The sequence below is a fragment of the Rhodococcus qingshengii JCM 15477 genome, from assembly GCF_023221595.1.
Taxonomy (GTDB): Bacteria; Actinomycetota; Actinomycetes; order Mycobacteriales; family Mycobacteriaceae; genus Rhodococcus_F; species Rhodococcus_F qingshengii.
This window is the reverse complement of record NZ_CP096563.1, coordinates 773,303-797,006: the sequence shown is the minus strand read 5'-3', so window position 1 is coordinate 797,006 and position 23,704 is coordinate 773,303. Positions and strand designations below refer to the sequence as shown.

The 23,704-nt window shown below is 61.9% G+C and carries 23 protein-coding genes and 1 riboswitch; of the genes, 16 read left to right on the top strand and 7 right to left on the bottom strand.

Annotated elements, in window-relative coordinates; genetic code table 11:
- Positions 1 to 52: 52 nt before the first annotated feature.
- Positions 53 to 1,138 (top strand): DNA integrity scanning diadenylate cyclase DisA, encoded by a 1,086-nt coding sequence (gene disA / locus M0639_RS03625; RefSeq protein WP_024487741.1) that lies wholly within the window; start codon positions 53 to 55, stop codon positions 1,136 to 1,138.
- Between the two features lie 25 nt (positions 1,139 to 1,163).
- Here the strand turns inward: disA and M0639_RS03620 are convergent, their stop codons facing one another.
- Together M0639_RS03620 and M0639_RS03615 are read right to left on the bottom strand one after the other, a co-directional pair.
- Positions 1,164 to 1,907: a DUF4232 domain-containing protein gene (locus tag M0639_RS03620; protein WP_003945615.1), complete on the bottom strand. Its 744-nt coding sequence runs from the start codon at positions 1,905 to 1,907 to the stop codon at positions 1,164 to 1,166.
- A 97-nt stretch (positions 1,908 to 2,004) separates the two neighbouring features.
- Positions 2,005 to 2,643 (bottom strand): carbonic anhydrase, encoded by a 639-nt coding sequence (locus M0639_RS03615; RefSeq protein WP_007726896.1) that lies wholly within the window; start codon positions 2,641 to 2,643, stop codon positions 2,005 to 2,007.
- A gap of 228 nt (positions 2,644 to 2,871) precedes the next feature.
- On the opposite strand from M0639_RS03615, the gene M0639_RS03610 reads away from it, so the two are divergent.
- The 10 genes from M0639_RS03610 (at position 2,872) to M0639_RS03565 (ending at position 12,651) form a co-directional block, all read left to right on the top strand.
- Positions 2,872 to 3,726 carry an MlaE family ABC transporter permease gene (locus M0639_RS03610; RefSeq protein ID WP_231915117.1) on the top strand — a complete coding sequence of 285 codons (855 nt, stop codon included), beginning with the start codon at positions 2,872 to 2,874 and terminating at the stop codon, positions 3,724 to 3,726.
- Positions 3,726 to 4,571 (top strand): MlaE family ABC transporter permease, encoded by an 846-nt coding sequence (locus M0639_RS03605; RefSeq protein ID WP_003945610.1) that lies wholly within the window; start codon positions 3,726 to 3,728, stop codon positions 4,569 to 4,571. Before M0639_RS03610 ends, M0639_RS03605 begins: the two co-directional genes overlap by 1 nt.
- Positions 4,532 to 5,752 (top strand): MCE family protein, encoded by a 1,221-nt coding sequence (locus M0639_RS03600; RefSeq protein ID WP_231915116.1) that lies wholly within the window; start codon positions 4,532 to 4,534, stop codon positions 5,750 to 5,752. Before M0639_RS03605 ends, M0639_RS03600 begins: the two co-directional genes overlap by 40 nt.
- Positions 5,749 to 6,759, top strand: a complete 1,011-nt coding sequence (locus M0639_RS03595; RefSeq protein WP_064075126.1) for an MCE family protein — start codon at positions 5,749 to 5,751, stop codon at positions 6,757 to 6,759. Before M0639_RS03600 ends, M0639_RS03595 begins: the two co-directional genes overlap by 4 nt.
- Entirely contained in the window at positions 6,756 to 7,748 is a 993-nt protein-coding gene (locus M0639_RS03590; RefSeq protein WP_063892124.1) for an MCE family protein, read from the top strand. Before M0639_RS03595 ends, M0639_RS03590 begins: the two co-directional genes overlap by 4 nt.
- Complete coding sequence (locus M0639_RS03585; protein WP_037132219.1) at positions 7,745 to 8,824, top strand: MCE family protein; 1,080 nt, start codon at positions 7,745 to 7,747, stop codon at positions 8,822 to 8,824. Before M0639_RS03590 ends, M0639_RS03585 begins: the two co-directional genes overlap by 4 nt.
- A complete protein-coding gene (locus tag M0639_RS03580) occupies positions 8,824 to 9,897 on the top strand; it encodes an MCE family protein (protein WP_058227253.1) in 1,074 nt (357 codons plus the stop codon). The genes M0639_RS03585 and M0639_RS03580 overlap by 1 nt, the downstream gene beginning before the upstream one ends.
- Entirely contained in the window at positions 9,894 to 11,132 is a 1,239-nt protein-coding gene (locus tag M0639_RS03575) for an MlaD family protein (RefSeq protein ID WP_042923604.1), read from the top strand. The genes M0639_RS03580 and M0639_RS03575 overlap by 4 nt, the downstream gene beginning before the upstream one ends.
- Entirely contained in the window at positions 11,129 to 11,653 is a 525-nt protein-coding gene (locus tag M0639_RS03570; RefSeq protein WP_064075125.1) for a hypothetical protein, read from the top strand. Before M0639_RS03575 ends, M0639_RS03570 begins: the two co-directional genes overlap by 4 nt.
- A 116-nt stretch (positions 11,654 to 11,769) precedes the next feature.
- A complete protein-coding gene (locus M0639_RS03565) occupies positions 11,770 to 12,651 on the top strand; it encodes an HhH-GPD family protein (RefSeq protein ID WP_007726916.1) in 882 nt (293 codons plus the stop codon).
- On the opposite strand, the gene M0639_RS03560 is transcribed toward M0639_RS03565, so the two are convergent.
- Both M0639_RS03560 and M0639_RS03555 read right to left on the bottom strand, forming a co-directional pair.
- Complete coding sequence (locus tag M0639_RS03560) at positions 12,648 to 13,673, bottom strand: hypothetical protein (RefSeq protein WP_230691625.1); 1,026 nt, start codon at positions 13,671 to 13,673, stop codon at positions 12,648 to 12,650. The two genes, M0639_RS03565 and M0639_RS03560, sit on opposite strands and share 4 nt — an antisense overlap.
- A 59-nt stretch (positions 13,674 to 13,732) precedes the next feature.
- Positions 13,733 to 14,644 (bottom strand): hypothetical protein, encoded by a 912-nt coding sequence (locus tag M0639_RS03555; RefSeq protein ID WP_063315057.1) that lies wholly within the window; start codon positions 14,642 to 14,644, stop codon positions 13,733 to 13,735.
- 224 nt (positions 14,645 to 14,868) lie between these two features.
- Here M0639_RS03555 and M0639_RS03550 point away from each other — a divergent pair, with 224 nt between their 5' ends.
- The gene (locus M0639_RS03550; protein ID WP_082893266.1) at positions 14,869 to 17,556 is read left to right on the top strand and encodes a helix-turn-helix transcriptional regulator; all 2,688 of its coding nucleotides are present in this window, start codon (positions 14,869 to 14,871) and stop codon (positions 17,554 to 17,556) included.
- 38 nt (positions 17,557 to 17,594) lie between these two features.
- On the top strand, positions 17,595 to 18,020 hold the full coding sequence (locus tag M0639_RS03545) for an HIT family protein (protein WP_003945905.1): 426 nt from the start codon (positions 17,595 to 17,597) through the stop codon (positions 18,018 to 18,020).
- On the opposite strand, the gene M0639_RS03540 is transcribed toward M0639_RS03545, so the two are convergent.
- The gene (locus M0639_RS03540; protein WP_064075168.1) at positions 18,005 to 18,742 is read right to left on the bottom strand and encodes an alpha/beta fold hydrolase; all 738 of its coding nucleotides are present in this window, start codon (positions 18,740 to 18,742) and stop codon (positions 18,005 to 18,007) included. The genes M0639_RS03545 and M0639_RS03540 overlap by 16 nt on opposite strands.
- A gap of 45 nt (positions 18,743 to 18,787) precedes the next feature.
- Here M0639_RS03540 and mhuD point away from each other — a divergent pair, with 45 nt between their 5' ends.
- From mhuD to M0639_RS03525, 3 genes are all read left to right on the top strand, one after another.
- The gene (mhuD, locus tag M0639_RS03535; protein ID WP_007726927.1) at positions 18,788 to 19,096 is read left to right on the top strand and encodes a mycobilin-forming heme oxygenase MhuD; all 309 of its coding nucleotides are present in this window, start codon (positions 18,788 to 18,790) and stop codon (positions 19,094 to 19,096) included.
- 88 nt (positions 19,097 to 19,184) lie between these two features.
- A riboswitch (cobalamin riboswitch) is annotated at positions 19,185 to 19,323 on the top strand.
- Positions 19,324 to 19,348: 25 nt separating this feature from the next.
- Entirely contained in the window at positions 19,349 to 19,543 is a 195-nt protein-coding gene (locus M0639_RS03530) for a CbtB domain-containing protein (protein WP_003945915.1), read from the top strand.
- On the top strand, positions 19,534 to 20,310 hold the full coding sequence (locus M0639_RS03525; RefSeq protein ID WP_054801320.1) for a CbtA family protein: 777 nt from the start codon (positions 19,534 to 19,536) through the stop codon (positions 20,308 to 20,310). The genes M0639_RS03530 and M0639_RS03525 overlap by 10 nt, the downstream gene beginning before the upstream one ends.
- Before the next feature lie 59 nt (positions 20,311 to 20,369).
- On the opposite strand, the gene M0639_RS03520 is transcribed toward M0639_RS03525, so the two are convergent.
- Positions 20,370 to 22,205, bottom strand: coding sequence for a flavin-containing monooxygenase (locus M0639_RS03520; RefSeq protein WP_058039316.1), 1,836 nt, complete (start codon positions 22,203 to 22,205; stop codon positions 20,370 to 20,372).
- A 140-nt stretch (positions 22,206 to 22,345) separates the two neighbouring features.
- Complete coding sequence (locus tag M0639_RS03515; protein ID WP_058039258.1) at positions 22,346 to 23,491, bottom strand: hypothetical protein; 1,146 nt, start codon at positions 23,489 to 23,491, stop codon at positions 22,346 to 22,348.
- Positions 23,492 to 23,704: the final 213 nt, after the last annotated feature.

Here is a 23,704-nt window from a genome sequence, read left to right as displayed (position 1 = left end):
CCCGACCGAAGTGACATCGACCTCAGCAGGGAGTTTCTCAATGATCAGTGCGATGGCGGACACACAGTCGTCGTCGGCATTGCGAGAGACCATCGCCAGGTTGGCGCCGGGTACCGCTTTGCGAGACGGGCTCGAACGAATTCTGCGCGGCCGTACCGGCGCGCTGATCGTCCTCGGATACGACGAGGAAATGGAAGCGCTGTGTGACGGCGGATTCAACCTCGACGTGGAGTTCGCACCGACCCGATTGCGCGAGCTGTCGAAGATGGACGGCGCGGTTGTCCTCTCGACGGACGGCACACGCATCGTGCGTGCCAACGTCCAGCTGGTTCCCGATCACAAGATTCCCACCGTCGAATCCGGCACGAGGCACCGCGCTGCCGAGCGCACGGCAATTCAGACCGGCTATCCCGTGGTCTCGGTCAGTCAGTCGATGTCGATCGTCAGTGTGTACGTCGGCGGCATTCGGCACGTCATCGACGGCTCGGCCACCATACTTTCGCGCGCCAACCAGGCCGTCGCGACGCTCGAACGATACAAAGCGCGACTCGACGAAGTGACACGGCAACTGTCGGTCGTCGAGATCGAGGATTTCGTGACTCTGCGCGACGCGTTGACCGTCGTACAGCGCCTCGAAATGGTTCGCCGCGTGTCGATCGAAATCGAACAGGATGTCCTCGAACTCGGCACCGACGGTCGCCAGTTGGCACTGCAGCTCGAAGAACTGGTCGGCGACAACGACATTGCACGTCAACTCATCGTTCGGGACTATCTTGCCGGTCCCGAACCCATCGGCACCGCGGCGATGGACAACGTCCTCGTCGCACTCGATCGCGTCACCGACGCCGATCTACTCGATCTCACGACTCTTGCGCGTGTTCTCGGTTATCCGGGCACGATCGAAGCCCTCGACACTCCGATGACTCCTCGCGGATATCGCGTGCTGATGCGTGTACCTCGATTGCAGTTCCATCAGATCCACCGGTTGGTCGGATCCTTCGGCACTCTCCAGTCGCTGCTGGCCGCTACGGCTGCCGATCTGCAGTCGGTCGAGGGCATCGGCGGGCTGTGGGCCCGTCACATCCGTGAGGGACTTTCCCGGCTCGCGGAAACGTCGATCACCGGATCCTTCAACTAGCGGGCCTGTTCAGGCTTGCCCGCGCTCATGCGATGTTGAACGGCTCCGGGGAGCTTCGCAGTGCACCGAGCTGCCCGACAACCGTGTAAGCGCCTGCGCCCACCGGATTGCGCTCGGGGTTCTGCGCGGTCGCGCACTCGGGGGTCGACGTCGTGGCCGACCAGGCGACCTTGAACGCAGCTTGCTCGCCGGGCGCGAGATTGCGTACGTCGGCTGCGGGCTGTGGGTAGCAGTCGACGTTGGACCACAACCGGGTCTTGCCGTCGATGCTGTAGACGAGCACCTGCTGAAGGCCGCCCGCCAGATCTCGATCACAGGGTGCCGAACCGATGTTGGTGATGACGATCGTGAACGACGGCTCTTCGCCGGGAGCGAAGGTCGCCTTGTCTGCGGTGGCCTTGACTGCCAGCGACGAGTCGGCGCACTGACCGGCCGGGACCGGAGCCCCGGTGGTCGACGAAGAGGAAGAAGACGAAGACGATCCCGAAGCCTGCGTGCCCGAGCCACCTGATCCACCGGCAGCGCCGCCACCCGAGCCACCGCCACCCTCCGGCGCGTTGGAACCGGAAGGGTTGGGGGTGAAGGAGACGTCCGTCGTCAGCGAGGAACTCGCAGCGGCCGAATCGGCCTCCGGGGTATCACTTCCACCGCCGAAGAGGGCGGACGCCGCCCAGATGATCAACGCCAGTGCAATGACGGCGGCACCAATGGCCAGCGCCCGGCGACGCCAGTAGATCTCGGGGGGCAGTGGTCCATTAGGTTCCAACACGGACTCAACGGTAGTTGGCGCAGGGTCCACTAACCGTCAGCTGAGGCGGCGTGTCGGTACCCATTGTCTGCTGCCAGGTACCACTGCCCCGGAAGATCTAACCCTCGACGGTCTCGACGCTCTCGCCGATGTCGCCGACCGCGCCCTGAACTCGCATGTGACCGTCGGACAACGTGTACGTGACGCCGACGATCGCGCACGCACCCTTGTCCACCTTGTCGGCGATGATCCGGGACCTCTGCATGATCAGCGAGCCGGTCTCCACGACGTGACGGCCTTCGAGTTCGTCCACGGTGGACAAGCCCTCGTTGCGGCCCATCAGGATGGACGGAGCAACACGCTCGACCACACTGCGGATGAATCCGTCGGGAACTGCGCCCTTGTCCAGGGCGTCGAGCGTTGCCTTCACGGCACCGCAACCGTCGTGCCCGAGGACGACGATGAGCGGCACGTTGAGCACGTGAACCGCGTACTCGATGGAACCGAGCACCGAATCGTCGAGCACGTGACCTGCAGTGCGCACGACGAACATGTCGCCGAGACCCTGGTCGAAGATGATCTCGGCGGCTACGCGCGAATCACCGCAACCGAACAGCACCGCTGTGGGGTGCTGCCCATCGACGAGTTTCGCGCGGTCCGCGATTCCCTGGCTGGGGTGAATGGACGCGTCGTTGACAAATCGCTCGTTGCCTTCGCGAAGGGACTTCCAAGCGGAAATGGGGCTTGATCGTGGCATTCACTCATTGTGCACCCGCCGCATTTCGGGCTCTCGCCGGGAAGGTTGCGTGGACGCAAACGAAAGTTCCGCGTCGACATTCGCGCCCGGTGATGAAGTGGCCGAAATGGAACTTACTTCAGAGTCAGTTTCCTGATACCGTCTCCGAACGTGACCTGGAGCACTTCGAGCTCCCGAGTGTGATCGAAGAAACCCGACCAGAACGATTCGGCCGGAGAGGGGGATGGCGTGAGCACCGAAGCTACGACGACCGGGAATGGAACAACCGGGGAAACAACTGCTGTCTCCCCCGCCAAGACGAACATGTTCTCGAACCTGCTCTCCGAGATCGGACTGCTCTTCACCTTCACCGTTCGCGTGTGCGTTGCGGCGTTCACATCTCTTCGACACAAGCGCCTCGCCTGGCGTGAGGCGCTCGACCAGATGTGGTTTCTCGCCAACGTCACCTCGGTCGCATCCGCTCTGGTGATGATTCCCCTCGGTGTCGGGGTAGCACTGCAGATCGGTGCGCTCGCAGATCAAATCGGCGCGGGTGCGTACAGCGGTGCCGTCGTCGCGTTCCTCATCATCGGACAGGCCGGCCCCCTGGTGTGCGCCCTGATCATCGCCGGTGTCGGCGGTTCCGCAATCTGCGCAGATTTGGGAGCGCGAACGATACGCGAGGAAATCGATGCACTCGAAGTGCTCGGTCTACCCGTGCTCGAACGCCTGGTCGTACCCCGGATGATCGCCATTGCCGTCGTCTGCCTCCTACTGAACTCGATAGTTCTCGTAATCGGTTTGGGCGCAAGCCTCTTCGTTCACGTCCTGATACTCGACGGCAACGCACAGAGTTTCCTGCGCAATCTCGTTCAATTCAGTCAACCCAGCGACTTCGTCGTCTCCGGCATCAAAGCCGTTGCCTTTGCTCTCATCTCGGGAATCGTGGCCTGCTACAAGGGCCTGACCGTCAAGCGCGGAGCTCAAGGCGTCGGCGACGCAGTCAACGAGACCGTCGTGCTCTCGTTTGTCCTCGTGTTTGTCGCCAACCTCGCAATTACTCAGTTCTACCCACTGTTCGTCTCGGTGAAAGGTGCCTATTGATGCACCTGCCCATCGCAATTCGTGCCAAGCGGGTCAGTTCGCGGACCGTCGACGGCCTGAGTCGACTCGGCGATCAGTTCACGTTCCACGCGCGTGTCATCACCTCGATTCCCGCAACCCTCAAGCGCTATTGGCGTGAAGTCGCCCGTCTCGTCGCCCAGGTGGCATTCGGTTCGGGCACCCTGCTCGCCGGAGGCGGCAGCGTCGTCGTGATCTTCGCGATCTCGTTCTTCGCCGGTTCCCAGATCGGACTCGAGGGCTACCGCGGACTCAACCTCGTCGGCCTCGCACCGCTGTCCGGCGTGATGTCCGCCATCGCGAATACTCGCGAGGTGGCACCACTCGTTGCCGCAATCACCCTGGCAGCCAAGGTCGGAACCGGATTCACCGCGCAGCTCGGAGCGATGCGGATCTCCGAGGAAATCGACGCGCTCGAAGTCATGGCGATTCCCTCGCTGCGGTACCTGGTCACCACCCGAATGATCGCGGCGCTCATCGCGGTGGTCCCGCTGTACCTGGTCGGCCTGTTTGCTTCGTACATGGCAACGGCGCTTGCGGTGATCCGGGTCAAAGGCCAGTCGGAGGGAACGTACGGCTACTACTTCAGTCTTTTCCTCTCTCCCAACGACATCTGGTTGTCCTTGATAAAAGTCATGGTGTTCGCGGTCGTCGTGACCCTCGTGCACTGCTACTACGGTTACACCGCGACGGGTGGACCCGAAGGCGTCGGACGAGCCGCCGGACGAGCGTTGCGCACCAGCATCGTCTTCCTTGCATTCACCGACGTCGCGATGACCATTGCGCTGTGGGGACTCAAACCTCACGTACCCGGGCTGACCGGATGATCGTCACGAATTCCAGCCGAATCACCCTGGCACTGCGGGGTTTACTCGCCGTGGTCATCCTGATCCTCGCCTACGTCTTCTTGTTCAGCAGAGGTACGGACTCCACCGGTTCCACACCGCAGGTCAGTGCTGTCGTCCCCGCCAGTGCCGGTGCGCTGCGAGTCGGATCCTCGGTACAGTACCGCGGCGTCGTCGTCGGCGCTGTGGCCGAGATCGAGCCGGGCACCACCGCTTCGACTGTCTCACTCGCGATCGACGAGGGAGCGTTCGAGGACATACCGTCGACAAGTCAGGTGCGACTGATGCCCCGCAACATCTTCGGTGACTTCTTCGTAGACTTGATTCAACCTGACGGACTCTCGCGTGGTCCTGCTCTCGTGCCGGGTACCGAATTGGTATCCGATCAGTCCGAAGTCGCGGTCCAGCTCTACCAATCGATCTCACGGATCTACTCGCTCGTTTCTTCCCTCGACCCCGCCGACATCAACGTCGCACTCACGGCAGTCTCGGACGCGTTGAGCGGCAAGGGAAACCAGATCGGCGAATCGCTCGATTCAGTCCACCAAGCGTTGGTCGGTGCGCAGCCCGTCATCGACGGACTCGGTGACGACCTCGACGACATAGCCACCCTCGCCGACAGTCTCTCGACGAGTGCGCCGGACATGCTCGCCGCATTCGAGAACTCCATCACCACATCCAAGACCGTCGTCGAGAAATCCGACGGGTTGGCGGGGCTTCTGCGTGCCGGCACCAGCACGGGAGCTGCTGCCACGAGTCTGATCGGTGACAATCGCGACCGCATGATCACCTTGGTCGACGACGCCGATTCCCTGACCGGCGCAATCACTTCGCGGCCGGACCACATCACCACCTTCTACAACGGCCTGCGCAATCTCACGATCAAGCTCCCGCCCGCGTTGGCGCATGGTCCGTGGCTCAGCACCGATCTACGGCTGTCCGTCACAGATCTGTATCCGTACGGAAAGACCGACTGCCCACGGTACGACGGAACACGCGGACCCAACTGTCCTGCCGCCGCGACCGCGTTCGGCGGAACCGTCGGCCCGGTCGGCAGCCCTGCCGAACAGTCCCTGATCTTGGCTCTCACCCAGGGCGGTACAGCTTTGGACACTCTCGTGGCGGGGCCGGTATTTCGCGGCACGACGGTGGTGGGCGGATGAGCGTGAAGAAATCTCTGATCAGGTTCGGACTGTTTGCTGCACTGTCGATTCTCGCCACCGTGGTTGTGGTGAGCACCCTGATCAACCCAGTCTCCGGGTCGAGTTCGCAGTACCGGGCCGTCTTCGTCAATGCCTCCGGCCTGGTCACCGGCAGCGATGTTCAGATCGCCGGGGTGCGAGTAGGGCGCGTCGACAGCGTCGAGTTGGTGAACAACCAAGCCGTCGTCGGCTTCGAACTCGAATCTGCACAACGTATTCCGTCCGACGGTCGCGCTGTGGTGAGGTACGCAGACCTGTTGGGAGCGCGAACAATTTCGATCGAACCCGGACAGGCCGAACGCGCAACAGGCAACTACCTCTCCCCCGGGGCCACAATTCCCGTGGAACAGACTCAGCCGGCGATCGACCTCACCGACATCCTCGGCGGATTCCGTCCCCTGTTCGACGCACTTGACCCCGCAGAAGTCAACGAACTTGCCGCACAGGTCGTCCAGGTATTCCAAGGACAAGGTTCCACCATCGAAAGCCTGCTGGAGCGCACTGTTGCCGTCACCGAGAACTTGACGTCCCGGGACGCGATCTTGGACCAACTACTGAACAACCTCGACCGGGTCCTTACCGTGACCACGACGAATCGACCCAACTTCGTCGAGATGATCAACACGCTCGACACACTGGTCGGCGGTTTGGCACAGGACCGCCAACAGATCTCGGCCGCAGTGGATTCCGCAGGCGCCCTGACTTCTTCACTTCAGGACTTGGTGACGCGCGTGGAACCGGACTTGGCTGGCGCGCTGACTTCGATCGATCAGTCGGCTCGCGTCGTCGTCGACAATCGTGAGTCGCTGGCGACCGGTATCACCGCTTTCGATCAACTGTTCACCCAGTTGGGGATCGCGATGAGCTACGGAAGCTGGGCGAACATCTACATCTGCAACTTCCGGCTCAGCGCGCTGGACCAATCGGTGACCCTCGGCGGCCCCGAGCGTTCGGCGGTGTGCCGATGAACTGGCTCACCGTCAAGAACCCGGTCCGCAACGGAATTATCTGCATCCTCGTCGGAGTCGGTGTGGTTCTGGCCGCACTCGTTGTCCCTCAACTGATCTTGAAGGTCAAGACCAACGAGTACCACGCCGTCTTTGCCAACGCCACCGGGTTGACGCAGGACGATCCGGTCAACGTCGCGGGAGTCCCGAGCGGGGTGGTCACCTCGTTGGCGGTCAGCGGCAACTCGGTTGAAGTCACCTTCCGACTCGACGACGGCGTCACTCTCGGCGAAGACTCCCGTGCGGACATCAAGATCTCGACTCTGCTCGGCCGACGCTCGCTCGACGTCACTCCGAACGGATCGCGCTCGTTACCCGCAGGTTCGACCATCCCCATCGAGAACACGAGCGTTCCGTTCACTCTCGACGATCTCGGTCGAGGAGCACAATCCACGTCGGAAAACCTTGATCTGCAACAACTGCGAAACATGCTGACCGTGGTGTCCGACAACTCACCGGACGATCCCGAACTCATTCGCCGCTCACTCGAGGGAATCGACGCACTCTCCGGAGTAGTCAACGACAACGACGTTGCGCTCCGTTCCCTTCTCACCGGAGCGCAGCAGACGACCGCAACACTGATCGAGCAGAAGGACACTCTGGAAACCCTTCTGGGGAATGCGGATCTGGTGATGTCCACGATCGCCGACCGGCGAGATGTGCTGAATGCGCTTGTACAAGACCTGAATCAGTTGAGCACCACACTTGCCCAGTTCCTGGGCGACAACCAGGCTTTGATCGACTCGGTCATGGGAGACATCCACGTGGTGACGGGAGTTCTGTCCGAAAACGAACAATCACTGACCACACTGCTCGACAACTTCGCCCCCAGCGTCCGCTACGTCACCAACGCGACCGGTAACGGCAACTGGCTCGACCTCAACTCGCCCTCCACCCTCATCCCGGACAACTGGTTGTGCGTCGTCGGGCTCGTTCAGGGGTGTCGATGACCACGACCGTCAAGAAACTCGCCGTGCTGGCAGCGATTGTGATCTGCGCGATCGGTGCCGTCCTGTTCGTCACGCGTGACGAACACAGACTCACTCTCACCGCCGAATTCACCTCGACCGACGCTATCTTCACCGGGAACACAGTGACGATTCTGGGAGTTCCCAGCGGGAGGGTCGAGAGCGTCACGCCGGAAGGGTCCCGGGTACGAGTGGCGCTGAGCCTGCCATCCGGAACACGTATACCCGCCGACGCGCAGGCCTGGGTCCTGTCTCCCTCGGTCATCAGTGACCGCACGATCGAACTCGGGCCCGGCTACGAGGACGGTGAGTTCCTCACCGACGGCGCGGTGATCCCTCTCGAACGCACTCACTCCCCGCTGACGTGGGACCAACTCACCGCATCGGTGAACGAATTGACGGTGGCGCTCGGCCCTGGCGCCGACGGCGGCGGGATCGGTGACCTCATCGGAGAAGGCGCCCACGCGTTGGACGGCAACGGGCAAGCATTCAACGATGCCGTTCGGTCCATCTCACAGGCCAGTTCGGTACTGGCGGGTGCAAGTCCCGACATCTCCGAACTGGTGAAGAACCTGAACACCCTCGTGCAGTTGATCGCGGACAACCAGACCAAGGTCGACTCCCTGTCGAACTCGGTGACAGTCACCGCCCGCACGTTCAGCGCCCAGCGAGAAGACATCAGCGGGGCGCTCGATTCCCTGACCACGTTGCTCGGACAGGTCTCAGCGCTACTCGCCGAACACGGCGAGGCGGTCACCGCCGATCTGGGTACGCTCGCACAGTTGGCCGGTGCAGTCGCGACCAAACAGGATCAACTGCGCGAGATCATCGAAACGGCACCAACGGGATTCGAGAACGTCGCCAACCTCGTCACCGAAGAAGGCCGAGCCAGAGCACGATTGAACGTCGCCACCGATCTCTCACAGTTCGACACGACGCGAGAACTGTGCGAGAAGATGCCGATACCGCTGTGCACAGGGCCGGGAATCGTCAATCCCATCGAATTTCCTTCGGCAGGCAGCTCCGACCTGGCACGCATCCTCGGTGGGGGCAACTGATGGCGTCGAACAAGTCCGTAGTGAGCGTTGTCGTGGCACTTGTCATCGCGGCGCCATTGACCGGCTGCAGTCTCAACTTCCAGCACCTCCCCCTCGGACGCGGTCTGCCAGGAGAGTCGTACCCGCTGAACATGGAATTCGTCGACGCGTCGTTACTTCCCGTCGGCGGTGAGGTGCGGATCGGCCAGGCAGTGGTCGGCAGAGTCATGTCGATGAGCGCGCAAACCTTTGCAGCCGTGGTACATACCGAAATCGCGTCGGACATCGAACTACCTGTCGGCACCCGCGCTCGGATCGAACTGTCGACCCCGATCGGCGATGCGTTCGTCAACCTCGAAGTTCCGGTCGATCCAGCGGGCCCCATTCTCGAACCGGGTTCCACCATCGAGCGATCGGAGACCGTGCGCGGACCCGATGTCGCACAACTGCTCGGCGCCGTCGGAACTCTGTTGAACGGCAGTGGGTTGGCGCAGGTCAAGAACATCGTCAGTGAGGCTGATCAGATTCTCGACGGCAGGGAGGAGACGATCCGCGATCTGCTTGCACGCCTTGACACTTTTCTCGGAACACTTGACGACCGAAAGGAATCGATCAATTCGGCACTGGATTCACTGAACCGGCTCAGCGCTCTGATCGGAGACGAGAGCGCCACCATCGACGAAGGCTTGCGCACACTCACACCCGCATTGGGCGTGATCGCCGACCAACGACAACCGCTCCTCGATCTACTCGACGAAACCGATCGGCTCAGTACCGCAACCAATTCCGTACTCGACCAGTCGGCCGACCAGATTTCCGAGATCACCGGACGACTGTCACCCATCCTCGACCAGTTCTCGGCAATGGGCCCGACACTGGGTGAGACGATGGCCAACCTGGACAACGCAAGAGTGCTCCTCGAGCGTGCCAGCCCAGGCGATTACGTGAACATCGACCTCGACGTCGATGTCGAGGGCACCGTGACCGGAGTGCTCAACGAGATAATCCCGGGCGCCGCACCGCCACTGCCACCTCTGCCCGCCTCCGATCGGGAACTGCCGATCACGACACCCCTGCAAGGAGGAACGCGATGAAGAACCGAACCGTCTATTTCGAGATCGCCGCCTTTCTCCTCATCGCGGTGGTCAGCACGACGTACGTACTCCGGCAAGTCGGTGCCGGAGATCCGTTCACCGGAACCTTCTCGGTCATCGTCGAATTGGAGAACGCGGCCGGAATCGCTCCCGGTTCGGAAGTGGCCTATCGCGGAGTCACCGTCGGCGACGTCGAGTCGGTGGAGGTGGACTCTGCCCAGGACCTCGTCGTGATGACGTTGAGCATCGCCGCCGACAAACAGATCCCCAACGATTCGCATGTGGCCATCAGCCAGGACACCGCCGTTCCGGTATTGAAAGTTCAGTTGTCCTCGCAGACCGACGGCGGCCCGTATCTGGTTGAAGGTTCCGTCGTTCCGACTGAGCGCACTTCGATCCCGGTCGCGTTGGGAACCGTGATTGCGAATTTCAACGCTGCTGCCGACACCGTCGATCCGGCAGACCTGCGAACCCTCTCGCACGAACTCGGCGAGGGATTGAACGGATTGGGTCCGGATCTGCAGGCGCTCGTCGACAACTTCGACGTGCTCGCGCGCACTGTCCAATCCGATCAACCGCGTGTCAACACACTCGTCGAGAACTCGCGCTCACTGTTCACTGCGAACGAGGAAAATGTTGACGCTCTTCCCGAAGTTGCACTCACACTTCGCCAATTGACAGATCAGGTACGAAACTCCGATCCGCAACTGCGCACACTCCTCGATCGAAGCCCGAGTGTTCTCGACAATCAGATACTGCCTCTCATCGAACAGAGTCGTGAGCCGTTCAGTCTGCTGTTGGCCAATTCTCTCGTCTCCACTCAGATCGTCACTGCACGGATGCCCGCCGTCGATGCCTTGTTGGTGGTGGTGCCCAAAGGATTCGAGAAGTTCGGAAGTATCGTCAAAGACGGACGGGCACAGCTTGATCTGATCACAGCACTCGGCCCGGTCTGTATCTACGACACGCCCCGGCGATCGGTACAGGACACCTCACCGACCACGCTCGACAAGAACCAACACTGCGCGGACCAGTCGGGCCGGATTCAGAATCGCGGATCGCAGAACGTCCCCACCGGAACTGGAACGATCGACGGGGTTGCTGAATACGATCCTGCCCTCGGAACGGTCGCAGCCGGTGACGGAACGTCGATTCGTCTGGGCCTCAACGGTGGTCAGAACACCGTTCTCGGTGACAACTCGTTTGCCGCACTACTAGTACAAGGAACGCAATGACCGAGACAACCGAACCCCAGACGCCCACAATCGTCGACAAGCCCAAGCGGCTTCGCAAGCAGACCGTAGCGATCGTTGCCGGCGCCCTGGTCGTGGTCGCGGCGCTCGGATGGGGCGCATTCGCGACCTGGCAGAAATCGGTCGACGAAAACGCGCGTATCAGCGCCCTGGACAGCGGACGGCAATTCGCCACTGATCTTGCGACGTACAACTTCCAGAACCTCGATCAGAATCTCTCCGTGGTCCGTGACAATTCTGTCGGCGAATTCGCCGGTCAGTACGCCCATGTGGCAGCCAACCTTCAGAATATGATCGTGCAGTATCAGGCGACCTCGTCCGCTCAGATCATTTCAGCCGGGCTGGCGAGCAGTGATCGCGACAACGCCGAGGTTCTCGTGTTCCTCGATCAGACGATCACGAACACCAACTCCCCCGATCCGAGAATCGACCGCAACCGGATGCAACTTTCTCTGGTCCGCGAGGACGGCGAGTGGAAACTGAGCAACGTGCAGTTGTTGTGACCCGGCGGTCGGGCGTCAAAGACAGCCGTGTCGGCGACTGCCGATAAAGTGGCCCCCACAAGTCGACGTCTCCTTCGTCGACCGGGAGCGCAGGTTCGAGGAGTGTGTCGGTAGCAGTGGCAGTGGAATCTTCGGTGCTGCTGAAGTGGTACTCCGAGACGGCTCGCGACCTGCCGTGGCGACGCGAGGGCGTCAGTGCCTGGCAGATCCTGATGAGCGAGATCATGCTCCAGCAGACGCCGGTGGTGCGCGTTGCGCCAATCTGGGAAGAGTGGGTCGAGCGCTGGCCGGTGCCGTCGGCGATGGCAGCGTCGAGCCAGGCAGAGGTGCTTCGCGCGTGGGGCAAACTCGGTTATCCACGACGCGCGCTGCGGTTACACGAATGCGCGGGCGTCCTGGCTGCCGAGCACGGTGACGTGGTCCCGGAAGACGTCGATACCTTGCTCTCGCTACCGGGAATCGGTTCGTACACCGCCCGCGCCGTCGCGTGTTTCGCCTACGGACAGCGAGTGCCTGTGGTGGACACCAACGTACGACGCGTAGTTGCGCGAGCCGTCCACGGCAATGCGGAACCCGGGAACCCGTCCAACACGCGAGACCTCGCCGACGTCGCGGCGCTGCTGCCGAGGACGCGTGCGCGCGCCGCCACCTACAGCGCAGCTCTCATGGAACTCGGTGCACTGATCTGCACGGCGCGGAACCCGAACTGCGAGAACTGCCCTTTGCCGAACTGCGCGTGGGTCGCTTCGGGCAAACCGGCACACACCGGACCACCCAAGAAGGTGCAGAAGTTCGCGGGCACAGATCGCCAGGTTCGTGGAAAATTGATGGCCGTTCTTCGCGAGAGTCACCGTCCGGTCGAGCGCGCGCAACTCGACATCGTCTGGCCGGCCGATCCGGGTCAGCGTGACCGTGCGTTGCATTCACTGCTGGTCGACGGACTGGTCGAGCAGACCGACGACGGCCTGTTTGCGCTGGCCGGAGAGGGTACGGCTTAGCCGACTCGCAGCGGGGTGCATTCTTCGGCTGTGGGTTCGTCGGTCTGGAGCGGTGCGACTTCCGGATCAGAACGCCGAAGTACTGCAGGAACGGCAGGCACCACTGGATCGCAAGGCGCAAGTGTCGGAATCTGTAGGGCAGCGCCGGGCGGGGGCCCGCTGGTGGAGGTCGCCGACTCGGCGCCGATGTTCGGGCTATCCGTGGACACCGCGCGCGACCCGTCTGGGGACAGCGCGATCAGCAACCCCGTCAACATGAGTAGAAGCGGCAGTACTATTGCCGCCGCCCACCGGACCCTGTTGACGGGCCGGACAGCCATGCCGCCACCGGACCGAACTTCGCTTCCGCGATCGGCCGCTACCAGCGCAGCCCCTATCGCCAGTTGGGTCCGCTCGCCGAGAAACAGGAAGCCGAGACCTGCCAGTTCAGCGGCTTCCGCGGACGGCTGCCGAGAGTCTTCCTTCACGAGCATCGCGACGAGCATCTTGGGCACAGGGTCTCGTTCGGCGACGAGGAGGTCCAATGTCGCAGCAAATGTCGAGCTGTCCGCAAGCAACTCGGCCGTGTCGTAACGATGCGCCGAGTCCACGACGCCTGCTCTCGGGTCGACGGCCGCGATCACGGTCTCACTGCCGTCCGGCCAGAACGCGAGAATCGGCGAAACACCAATGAGAGCGTCGACCGTCCGCAGGTAGGCAAGCCGTGCGTCGAGACCGTTGACCAACTCGATGTTCTCGAAAGGACTGGAGGACAACGAATCCGAGACATGTTCGCGCACGTCCGCACGCTCGCACATCACTCCGACGACGGTGGGGCACAGATTCGAGCGCAGGGCTCGACCGGTGGCGACCTCGGCCGCGGAGGCGAGTGCGCGCGCCGACGCTTGCGGAGAGGGAACAGTCCCGTCTGCACCCCAGGGGTGACGGAACTCGTCGATCGAGCCAAGAAGGGGTGTGTCCGCATCTACGAGAGCTGTTGAAATTGACTGATTTTCGAATACAACGCCCAGGCTTTCACGCACTGGATCCTCCATTGACTGCTACTGACTGTTACGAGTGTTGCCATTCCTGCGAAGCTGTATCAGAACGTCAGGCCACCGACCGCCATTGCACCTGGTTCCAGCACCACATCCACCGGCGCTCGGCCGTCGACCGTGACGCGATACGTCCCCGGTAGCAGTCCGACAAACGAGAAGTGACCCTCGAACGGTTTCACCGTCCGCGCTGTCGCGTGCCCGCATTGATCGACGCCGTCGATCACCACCGCCTCCGAGATGCCCGATGTCACCAGACCTGAGATTCGTCCATCTGCCGAGACAGCAGCCCACTGGCTTCTCTGACCACCAACAGAAATCCCGTACGGATCACACACTCCCGGGGTGGTCGCCACCCGCACCGTGACATCGCCCGACCGCACGCGAACCGCCCCCCGATCTGCGGTGACCAGTGCAGCGATCGGTAGACCGTCGGCGTCTTCCCGCTTTCCCGCAGTCATCGTCGCCGTTCGGGTGAAGTACCGGTCCGCTTCCAGATTGCCTATCAGGCAATGTAATCCGACCTCGTCGACACCCGAGCCGTCTCCGCAGTAATCAGGCACGGACGGCAGAACGAAACCTCGAGGCACCGGAAGTTGCACGACCACGTCGGAGAGCGGGTTGCCCCGGACACCGATGTCGATGACATACGTCACCGGATCACCCTCTCGGACAATGCCGTTGGACGGTCCCGAATCGAGCCCTGGACCGTCAGCGGGATCGAAGGGCGGTGCACCGTCAATCACCGTCAGCTCGACGGCGAAGGGAGGCACGAACTCTCCCTCGGCCGCCAATCGAACATCCGACTGCATCGGCAGCAAGCCGAGCGCAGCAGCGCCGACCACCAGAGCTCCGGTCACGACAACTATGCCGATACCTCGCACTCCTCGGCGCCACGCTCTCGGCCGGAGTCCGACGACAACGGCCTTCGACCGCACCTCTGACAGACGAGTTCTCACGACGCTCCTTCGATGTCTGACTCTCGGGCCTCCGACAGGCGCTCGCGGCCACATTTGGCGAATCCCGAGCTACGTTCAATAGAAGTCGCTCGAGGGACTCGAAAGCCAATGGTGACGGCGTGATTGTGTGGGTGAACTTCTCTCAGCCGGGGTGAATTCCCGGGTGAATTGCCCGGGATGGCACGCTCTGGATTCGCACCAGCTACGCTCCTCCCTGTAGATAGATGGATCGAGACAATCCGCCCAAACTCTTCAATCATTGCGGGGCGCGAAAGCAGAAAGGGTCCGCGTTGATGTTCGGGATGGACGGCCACGACTGGGCAGCTATTCCCGAAAGGCGCACCCTCGCGACGTCGATTCCCCGGCAAGCGCTCTTCGACAAACTTGACCGACGTGCCGCGCTGACCATCGTCCGTGCACCGAACGGCCACGGGAAATCGTCGTTGATCGCATCGTGGCTGCGCGCCCATTTGGCATCCGAACGAATACTCGTCTGGGTCTCGGCCCCACGGCCCTCGTCGACACTCGAAGATTTCTGGGCCGTTGTCCTCGATCGAATCCACGCTGCCGGAATCGCACTGCCCGACGTCGACGATCTCGCCGATCCTTTCACCGCTGTCGCCAAATCCCTGAACGCCCTCAGCCGCCCCGTGCTGCTCGTGCTGATCAGGCCGGATCTGATATCGGAACCAGAGTTGGACGATCAGTTGATCGAACTCCTCGCCCTCTGCCACAACCTGGACCTCGTGGTCACGCTCTCGGGCTTCGGCATGTTCTCCGAGCCGTACCTGCTCGACACGGACCACGAGGTGATAAGCGCGAGTGAGCTGTTGTTCACGAGAGCCGATACCGCCCATTTGCTCGCACAAGCTGACGTACACACGACTGACGGTGATGCCGAACAAATCACATCCCTGACAGGTGGGCTGCCAGCGCTGGTTCGTGTCGCCGTTCCCGCCGTCCAGACATCGGGTAGCCGCAACCGCGAGCAGATGATCAGGAAGAACATCGCGCAGGCGATCGACGACTACGTGAACAAATCCGTTCTCATGACCGCTGATCATGTGGAACAACTCGAGTTCCTGCTCGCGACGGCCTTTGCGCGATCGATCACCGTCGACATCGCCGCCATGCTGTTCGAGTCCCAACACCCTGAGGATGGCGAGACCGTTCATCAGATTCGCGTGCGCCTGGCGATACTGGAGACAGCCGGGTTGTTGTCACGGGTCGAGACCGAAGCCGAAGAAACCTGGGAGCTGCCTCCCGCCATTCGTCGATCGATACTCGCGCACCAAAAGCGCGCTGGAGTCGATCCGGCGCAACGTCTTTCGTTCCTCGCACACAACCGACTCGACCACGGTCATCACGCGTCGGCGCTGGACTACGCGGTCGAGGCACAGAACTGGACCCTGGCAGTAGACATCGTCGAGCAACACTGGGTGACGATGATCGTCCACAATCTGGACTCGGTTCGCTCTGCTCTCCAACGGATTCCGGCGGAAGCAGCGGACAAACACTCTGCCGTGGAGGCAGGGCGCGCACTGTTCACGATGCATCCTAGCGAGCGCTCGACGGTAGTCGACTTGCTACCCGAATCGCCGGCAGAACTGTGGGCTCTCGGCGCTGAAGCCGGCGCGAAGGACGCCTTGAGCATTGCCTGCGTTCAATCGATCATGCTCAGGATGGCAGGCGAGTACGGGCTCGCAGCAGAAACCACCAGGCGCCTGTCTCATCTCAGTCGCAGTGCGCTGGAGAACAACCCGGAAGCGGTCAGCGCACAGCTCCCTCTCATGCGACTTCAATGGGCGATCAATTTTCAATTGAGCGGCAGGTTCACAGAATCCACGATCAAGGCTCGAATGGCGTACCACGGCGCCCTGTCTCATGGAGTCGACTTCATCGCTCGTAACTCTGCGGGAAGTGCCGCCCTGAATTGGGCGCTGGCTGGTGAGCCGCGGCAGGCCACACACTGGTCCGAACTCGAACAGAAGCATCCGGACCCCGGCGGTTGGCTCGAACCTGTGGTCAAGATCGCCGGCCTGACAGCACGGGCGCTCACTGCTCTCGACACACTCGACTTCGACGACGCACGTCTCGCATTGACCGAACTCGGTCTTCCGTCCGACACCGAGGAACTGTGGGCATTCGTCGTCTATGCGCATTGCCAATTCGCCTTGACCTCCGGCGACCACACTGCGGCACTACTGTTGCTCCACAATGCGATCGAAGCACATTCCAAGCAGTACACGGCTACATCTTTCGCGCTTCCTCTGTTGCAATCCGCAGAGATCGATCTCTTGCTCGCTCTCGGACAGGGGAACAATGCCGTAGCACTGGCCAAGGAGATCATCGATCCTGCAGCCAACCCGTGGACGCTCACGTCGGTGGCGCGTTTACGTCAGCGGATCGGCCAGAACGAGGCCGCGGTGGCGCTGTGTCACCAGTTCGACTGGTCTGGCGTATCCTATCCGCGGGCACAGATGGAATCGCTTCTGGTGCAAGCGGTTGCCCACTCCGAGCTGGGTGAGCCACGCCTCGCCTCTCAGGAGTGGTCCAGAGCGTGCAGCATCGCGGATCAGACCGGACTTCTACGTTCGTTCGCGACCATCGCATCGTCGGACGTCGAGAAACTCGAATCGATGGCCGAAACGAAATCGCGTGCACTGGCCGAATTCTCGAAAAGGGCTCCTGCGGAATCTTTTCCGGAATTCGTACATATCGTGGAGCTGACCGAACGCGAACAGAAAGTCCTCTCACTCCTGGCGCTCGGCATGGGGTCGGCTGCGATGGCCGACAAACTGTACGTGTCCGTCAACACCGTCAAGACTCAACTGCGCACTCTCTACAAGAAGCTCGACGTACACAATCGAAACGAAGCGATCACGAGGGCACGCCAACTGCGCTTGCTGTAGTCGGGGTCGGATCTGATTTCGGACTACATTCTGTAGGCATGAGCACCGATTCCTGCGTCTTCTGCAAGATCGTCGCGCTGACCGAGCCGGCGATTCTCGTTCACGAGAGCGAGACAACTCTCGCATTCCTCGATGCACGGCCGGTGAGTCGCGGACACACCCTGGTGGTCCCCAAGCGTCATGCAGAGAACCTCGATGCTCTCGAAAGTCACGAAGGCGCAGAGATGTTCCGCGTCGGCACGCTCATCGCCGGAGCTCTACGCCGCTGCGACATCGCCGCTGACGGAGTCAACTTTCTCGTCAACGACGGGCGTGCCGCGGGCCAAACCGTGTTCCACTCGCACCTGCACGTCGTCCCCCGCCATCGCGGCGACAAGGCGAAGTTCGCTGCTGGACTCCTCGCCAGGCGAGCCGTCGAGCTGGAGCAGGTGGGCGCGTCGATCCGAAGTCAGCTCACGGTCTGAAGGAATTCCGTCACCACTTCGCGATAGCGCTGCGGTTGATCGTCGTGGACCAGGTGGCCTGCATCGGCAATACGTACGTACCGAGTTCCCGGCCTCTCGGCCATCTCTCGCATCTGTCCCTCAGGGGTGATGGTGAACTCTCCCTCGATCAGCAAGGTCGGCACCTCGATCGCCTTCCACTGATCCCAGAAATGCCTCGTGCCCCACTCCTCCGAGATGTCGCGGAAGGTCGACACGTCGCCGTGCAGGTACCACCCGTCGTCGCGGCGGTCGAAAGAATCGAGAAAGTACTGGCCGGCGACGGGGCCGAAGAATTCCTTCATCGCCTCCTCGGAAGCAAACGGCTGCGGCCACGCCGAGATCATCTGCGCCCAGTCCGCAGCGGTGCGTCCACGAAAGTCCGGGGCCATGTCTTCGAGGACCAGCGCACAAACCTTTTCGGGATGCGCGGCGGCGAAGCACCACGCATGCAGAGCCCCCATCGAATGACCGATCACGATCATCGGCTCCTCGATGGACGCAACCGCCGATGTCAGGTCCTCGACGAATGCCTCGGTAGTCAGTGCCGCTGGCGCCGGCCTGCCGTGACCGGCAGCGTCGAAGGTGTAGACGTGGCCGAACTCGCGGATCCACGGCACCTGGCGTAGCCACGTTCGGGAGCTGCCCATGAGGCCGTGCAACAACAGAATCGGTTGTCCCGTTCCACCTTCGTCATGCAACACGAGTGTCACGGTACGCGGTGAAGGTGCGCGGGTAATGTCGCTTGCATGGCAGTCGTGAAGATCAATGCAATCGAGGTCCCCGAGGGCGCCGGCCCCGAACTGGAGAAGCGCTTCGCAGCACGCGCTCACGCAGTCGAGAACTCCCCGGGCTTTCTCGGATTCCAACTCCTCCGCCCCACCGCCGGTGAGAGCCGCTACTTCGTGGTGACCCAATGGGAGTCCGAGCAGGCGTTCGCCGATTGGCGTGACGGCCCCGCCCGTGAAGCCCATTCCGGCGAGCGCGCGAAGCCCGTCGCTTCGGGTGCGTCGTTGCTCGAATTCGAAGTTGTCCTGGACGTCGCCGCAAAGAGCTGATCTCGAGCGATTGTGCCTGCCTTGGCGGGCACAATCGACGGTCATCTCGGCTTCACGCGTTGACACGGTGCGGGCTGTAGTGCAAAAGTTCGCATGTAAACGCGATGGTCCGACAGGAATCCGGTGAAAGCCCGGAGCGGTCGCGCCACTGTAATTCGAGGTGAAGTGCCTTTTTCGGCACGACAATTTCGACAGCCAGACACTTCGGCCATCGCATGGACCTAGGGGACGCGAAAATCCCAGGAGGCTTCGATGGCTCTCGCCTATTCTCCCGATACGTCGATCGATTCGACTCGTCTTGCTTTCCTCGCCGCTGCAGTAGTTCTGTTCGCGATGCTGGCTCTCTACCTGGTCGGATTCGACCAGGGCGCTATCTCTCGCACCGGCATGTACATGCATGAATTGATGCACGACGGTCGACACTTGATGGGCCTGCCGTGCCACTAGCCGACAATTTCACGAAGCTTCTCATTCGTGGTTTGTTGGCTGGTCTGATCGCAGGCATCCTTGCCGGCGGAGTTGCATTCGTGCTGGGTGAACCGCACGTCAACGCTGCCATTGCGATCGAAGAAGCCAACAGCGCCACCGGTGAGGTTTCCGGCGAAGCCGCTGGGCATTCGCACGGTGACGAAGAAGAACCACTGGTGAGCCGCGACGGGCAGCGCGCCGGGCTGTTCCTGGCCACAGCGCTTGCCGGACTGGCACTCGGGGCGATCTTCTCGGTCGTTGCCAATTACGCTCGACGACTCACCGGAATGTCCGGGCCGTTGTTGGCGATCGCCATCGCCGTCGGTGGTTGGCTGGCTATCGAGGCCGTCCCCTTTTTCAAGTACCCGGCCAATCCGCCGGCCGTCGGAGATCCCGACACCATCAACCAGCGCACACTGCTGTGGCTGGCCGCCGTGATTCTCGGGCTGCTGTCCGTCACCGCGGCAGCAGCGGCGGCAAAGGCAGTTTCCGGGCACGAGTTCCTCAGCGTGCGCATCGCTGCTCCGGTGGCTGCGTTCCTGGTGATCGTCGCGATCGGTTACGTCTCGCTTCCCGGCATCAACGAGGTGGGCGAGGACTTCCCGGCAACTCTGCTGTGGGAGTTCCGACTTTCCTCGCTCGCTACGCAGGCGACGCTCTGGCTCGTGCTCGGGTTGGCATTCGCCTTCCTCACCGAGCGCGCGACCAAGGACACCGAAGTAGCAAAGAAGTACGCCCTTCGCTGAACCTGCTGTGCGCCTTTATTAACCTCCCGCGGTTAATAAAGGCGCACAGCAGTTCTGTTTCAGCTCAGATGATGCACTTCCTGCAGTCCGTACACCGGTGTCGGGATGCCCTCGTAACGCGCCTTCAATTGCAACGCCAAGTACAGCGAGTAGTGGCGCGACTGGTGCAGATTGCCTCCGTGGAACCACAGCGCTTCCTGCTGCGTCGGCTTCCACATGTTGCGCTGCTCGCCTTCCCACGGTCCCGGATCCTTGGTGGTATTCGAGCCCAGGCCCCACACCTTGCCGACCTTGTCGGCGGTGTCCTGACCGATCAGATCCGCCACCCAGCCATTCATCGAGCCGTAGCCGGTCGCGTAGACCACCACGTCGGCAGGCAATTCCGTACCGTCTTCGAGGATCACGCTGTTCTCGGTCAGCTCACGAATGTTGCCGTGCGCGAGCTTGATGTCTCCATTGGCAACCAGTTCGGCAGCGCCGACATCGATGTAGTAGCCCGAGCCACGGCGTAGGTACTTCATGAACAGGCCCGAACCGTCGTCGCCCCAGTCGTGCTCGAAGCCCGCCTTCTCGAGGCGATCGTAGAAATCCTTGTCGCGCTCACGGATTGCGTCGTACACCGGGATCTGGAACTCGTGCATGATCCGGTACGGCAGCGAACCGAACGTGAGGTCCGCCTTGTGTGTCGTCATGCCGGCGGCCAGTGCTCGCTCCGAGTACAGATCGCCCAAGCCCAAATCCATCAGCGAATCCGACTTCACGATGTGCGTCGAGCTGCGCTGCACCATCGTGACGTCGATGCCGTTCTCCCACAGTGCACCGCAGATGTCGTGCGAGGAGTTGTTGGCCCCGATCACGACGACCTTCTTGCCCACGTACTGATCCGGGCCGGGGTGCTTGCTCGAGTGGTGCTGATCGCCGAGGAACTTGTCCTGCCCGGGGAACGTCGGAACGTTGGCCTTGCCGGACATACCCGTCGCCATCACCAACTGCTTGGGACGCAACGTCAGCTTCTCGCCGTTGCGGTTGACCTCGACGGTCCATTCCTGGGTCTTCTCGTCGAACGACGCCGAGGTGCAGGTCGTGGAACTCCAGTACGGAACCTCCATGACCTTGGTGTACATCTCGAGCCAGTCGCCGATCTTGTCCTTGGGCGCGAACACCGGCCAGTTGTCGGGGAACGGCATGTATGGCAGGTGGTCGTACCAAACCGGATCGTGCAGGCACAGGGACTTGTAGCGTCCGCGCCACTGATCGCCGGGTCGCTCATGGCTGTCGATCACGATGGCCGGTACTCCGAGCTGACGCATCCGGGCGCCGAGCGCGATGCCGCCCTGGCCGCCGCCGACGATCACGACGTAAGGCTGTGTGGTGTAACCGAGTTCGCGGTCTTCGATCTCCTTCTGCTCGGCCCACGTGATGCGGTTCGGGTCTGCCCCATGCTTGGCGCCGCGCGGACGACGAGTGCCCTTACCTTCTTCGTACCCCTTCAACTCCTGCAGCGACGTCAGCAGGGTCCAACCTTCATCTCCCTTCAAACGAAGGTGCCCGTGCGCACGCCCGGTTGCAGTCTCGAACTCGATCCAGGCTGACGTGACGCCGTCGGCCTCGTCGGGCGTCTCGGTCGTCCGGAATCCCGAAGGATCGGTGTCGTCGAGTCGCGCGGAGAGCATGTCGGCGATCTGCTCGCGACCTTCGACGGTCTTGATGTTCCAGGTGAACGACACCAGGTCTCGCCAGAAGCTGTCGAGTGCGAATTTGCCTGCCACACGCTCGATGTCACGAGCCGCGAGGGCCGACTCGAAATCCGCCAGCCAGGCGTCGACGCGCTCCTGAGGTGTCACCGCCGTCAACTTCACCTCGGGGGTGACTGCGGAATCGATGGTTTGCGTCATCACTTCTCCTTGTTTGTGAATGTGACACACAGCACATCCCATAAGTGGCCCCGGTCACAAGCGTTGCAGTCTGTTGCAATCAGTGGACGCGGTGCCGGCGTCCGATACCGGTTACCCGCACCGAGGTGCGGGCAACCGACTCACCCCTCAGCAGGCTTGAATCTGCCGAGTCCCAGCGACTGAAATCCCACGACGTAGAACAGCGTCCACAACACGGCCCAATCCACGAAACCCAGTGCATTGCCGTGCAATCCGTCGACAACTGCCGGCTCGTGAAGAATGTACTCTGCCGCAAAGCGGTAATAGAACAAGAATGTGACCACCGCGAGCGCAAACGTGAGCAGCGCGCGGATCGCCAGGTTGACCCCGTCCGCAAAGCCCGTGGGCTTGTTACCGAAGGCGTTGGCCCAGAAGATCATCCAGAAAGCCCAGCACACCCCGAGCTGCGCCGGGAATTGATGGATCACACCGCCCAACTCGGCAACGGCATCGCTTCCCACCAGCGCCTTCACGACCGGAAGTGCCACGAAGTACAAGCCGGTTCCGACGGCGAAGTTACCGATCGTGGCTGCGAGCGCCGTCTTACCCCCGCCGCCGAACAGTCGCCACGGCCAGTTGTCGAGCGTCTGGCCAGTCAGGATCACGACCACCACGACGCAGTAGAACCACCCGAGTACGGTGTCGACGGTCATCAACGGATCCGTGGCGGACAGCGACACGGACGGCAGACCGAACACGAAGTACAGCGCCAGCGTCGGAACGGCGACAAACGCGATCTCACACAAACCCACCAACGGCTGCTTCATCCCTAGGGAAGTCCACGGCCAATGCTGCCAGTTCAGGACCACCATCACCCAGGTCCCGAAGCCGAAGAGCACGAACAGCGCACCCGCGAAATATCCGAGGCCGCCCTCACGATCGGCCGCGAAATCCGGGTACAAACTCCCCAAGCCGTTTGCCAGGAGCCACGTCACCACGACGGCGAAGACCGCGGTCGCGACCATGATCGCCAGGCCTTTCGCCGGCTGCGGGAGTCGGTCGAAGCCGGCGAACTCGCAATTGAAGCCGATGAACACCACAAAAAGGATTGCCCAGAAAAGCGCCGCGTTGAACGGCAGAGGATAGAAACTCCAGGGACTGGTGGTCGGATCGGCGAGCAGGTACCAACTCGCAACCGCCAGCACGAGAACGATCACGAGGTTCGCGATCCCGAACCCGATCCAGCGGCGTGACGGTTGTCGGCTCGGCGTGGCCGGTTCCGTGGGTGTGTCGACTGTAGCGGTCATGTTCCCTCTCCCAGATTGTCTCGCAAGATGATTCGCGAAGTGGTTGCGCAACTATGGAGCCGTCGCGCGGGACATCGGGAGGGTTGCCGAGGGTTGCAACCGCTGCCCCATTCTGCGGAATTGCAACACGGTGCAACCCTTCCGCATTGTGGTCGCCGTCACATACAAATCACTCACCGGTTCACAACCGACTGGTTCACTGCTTACGAGGAG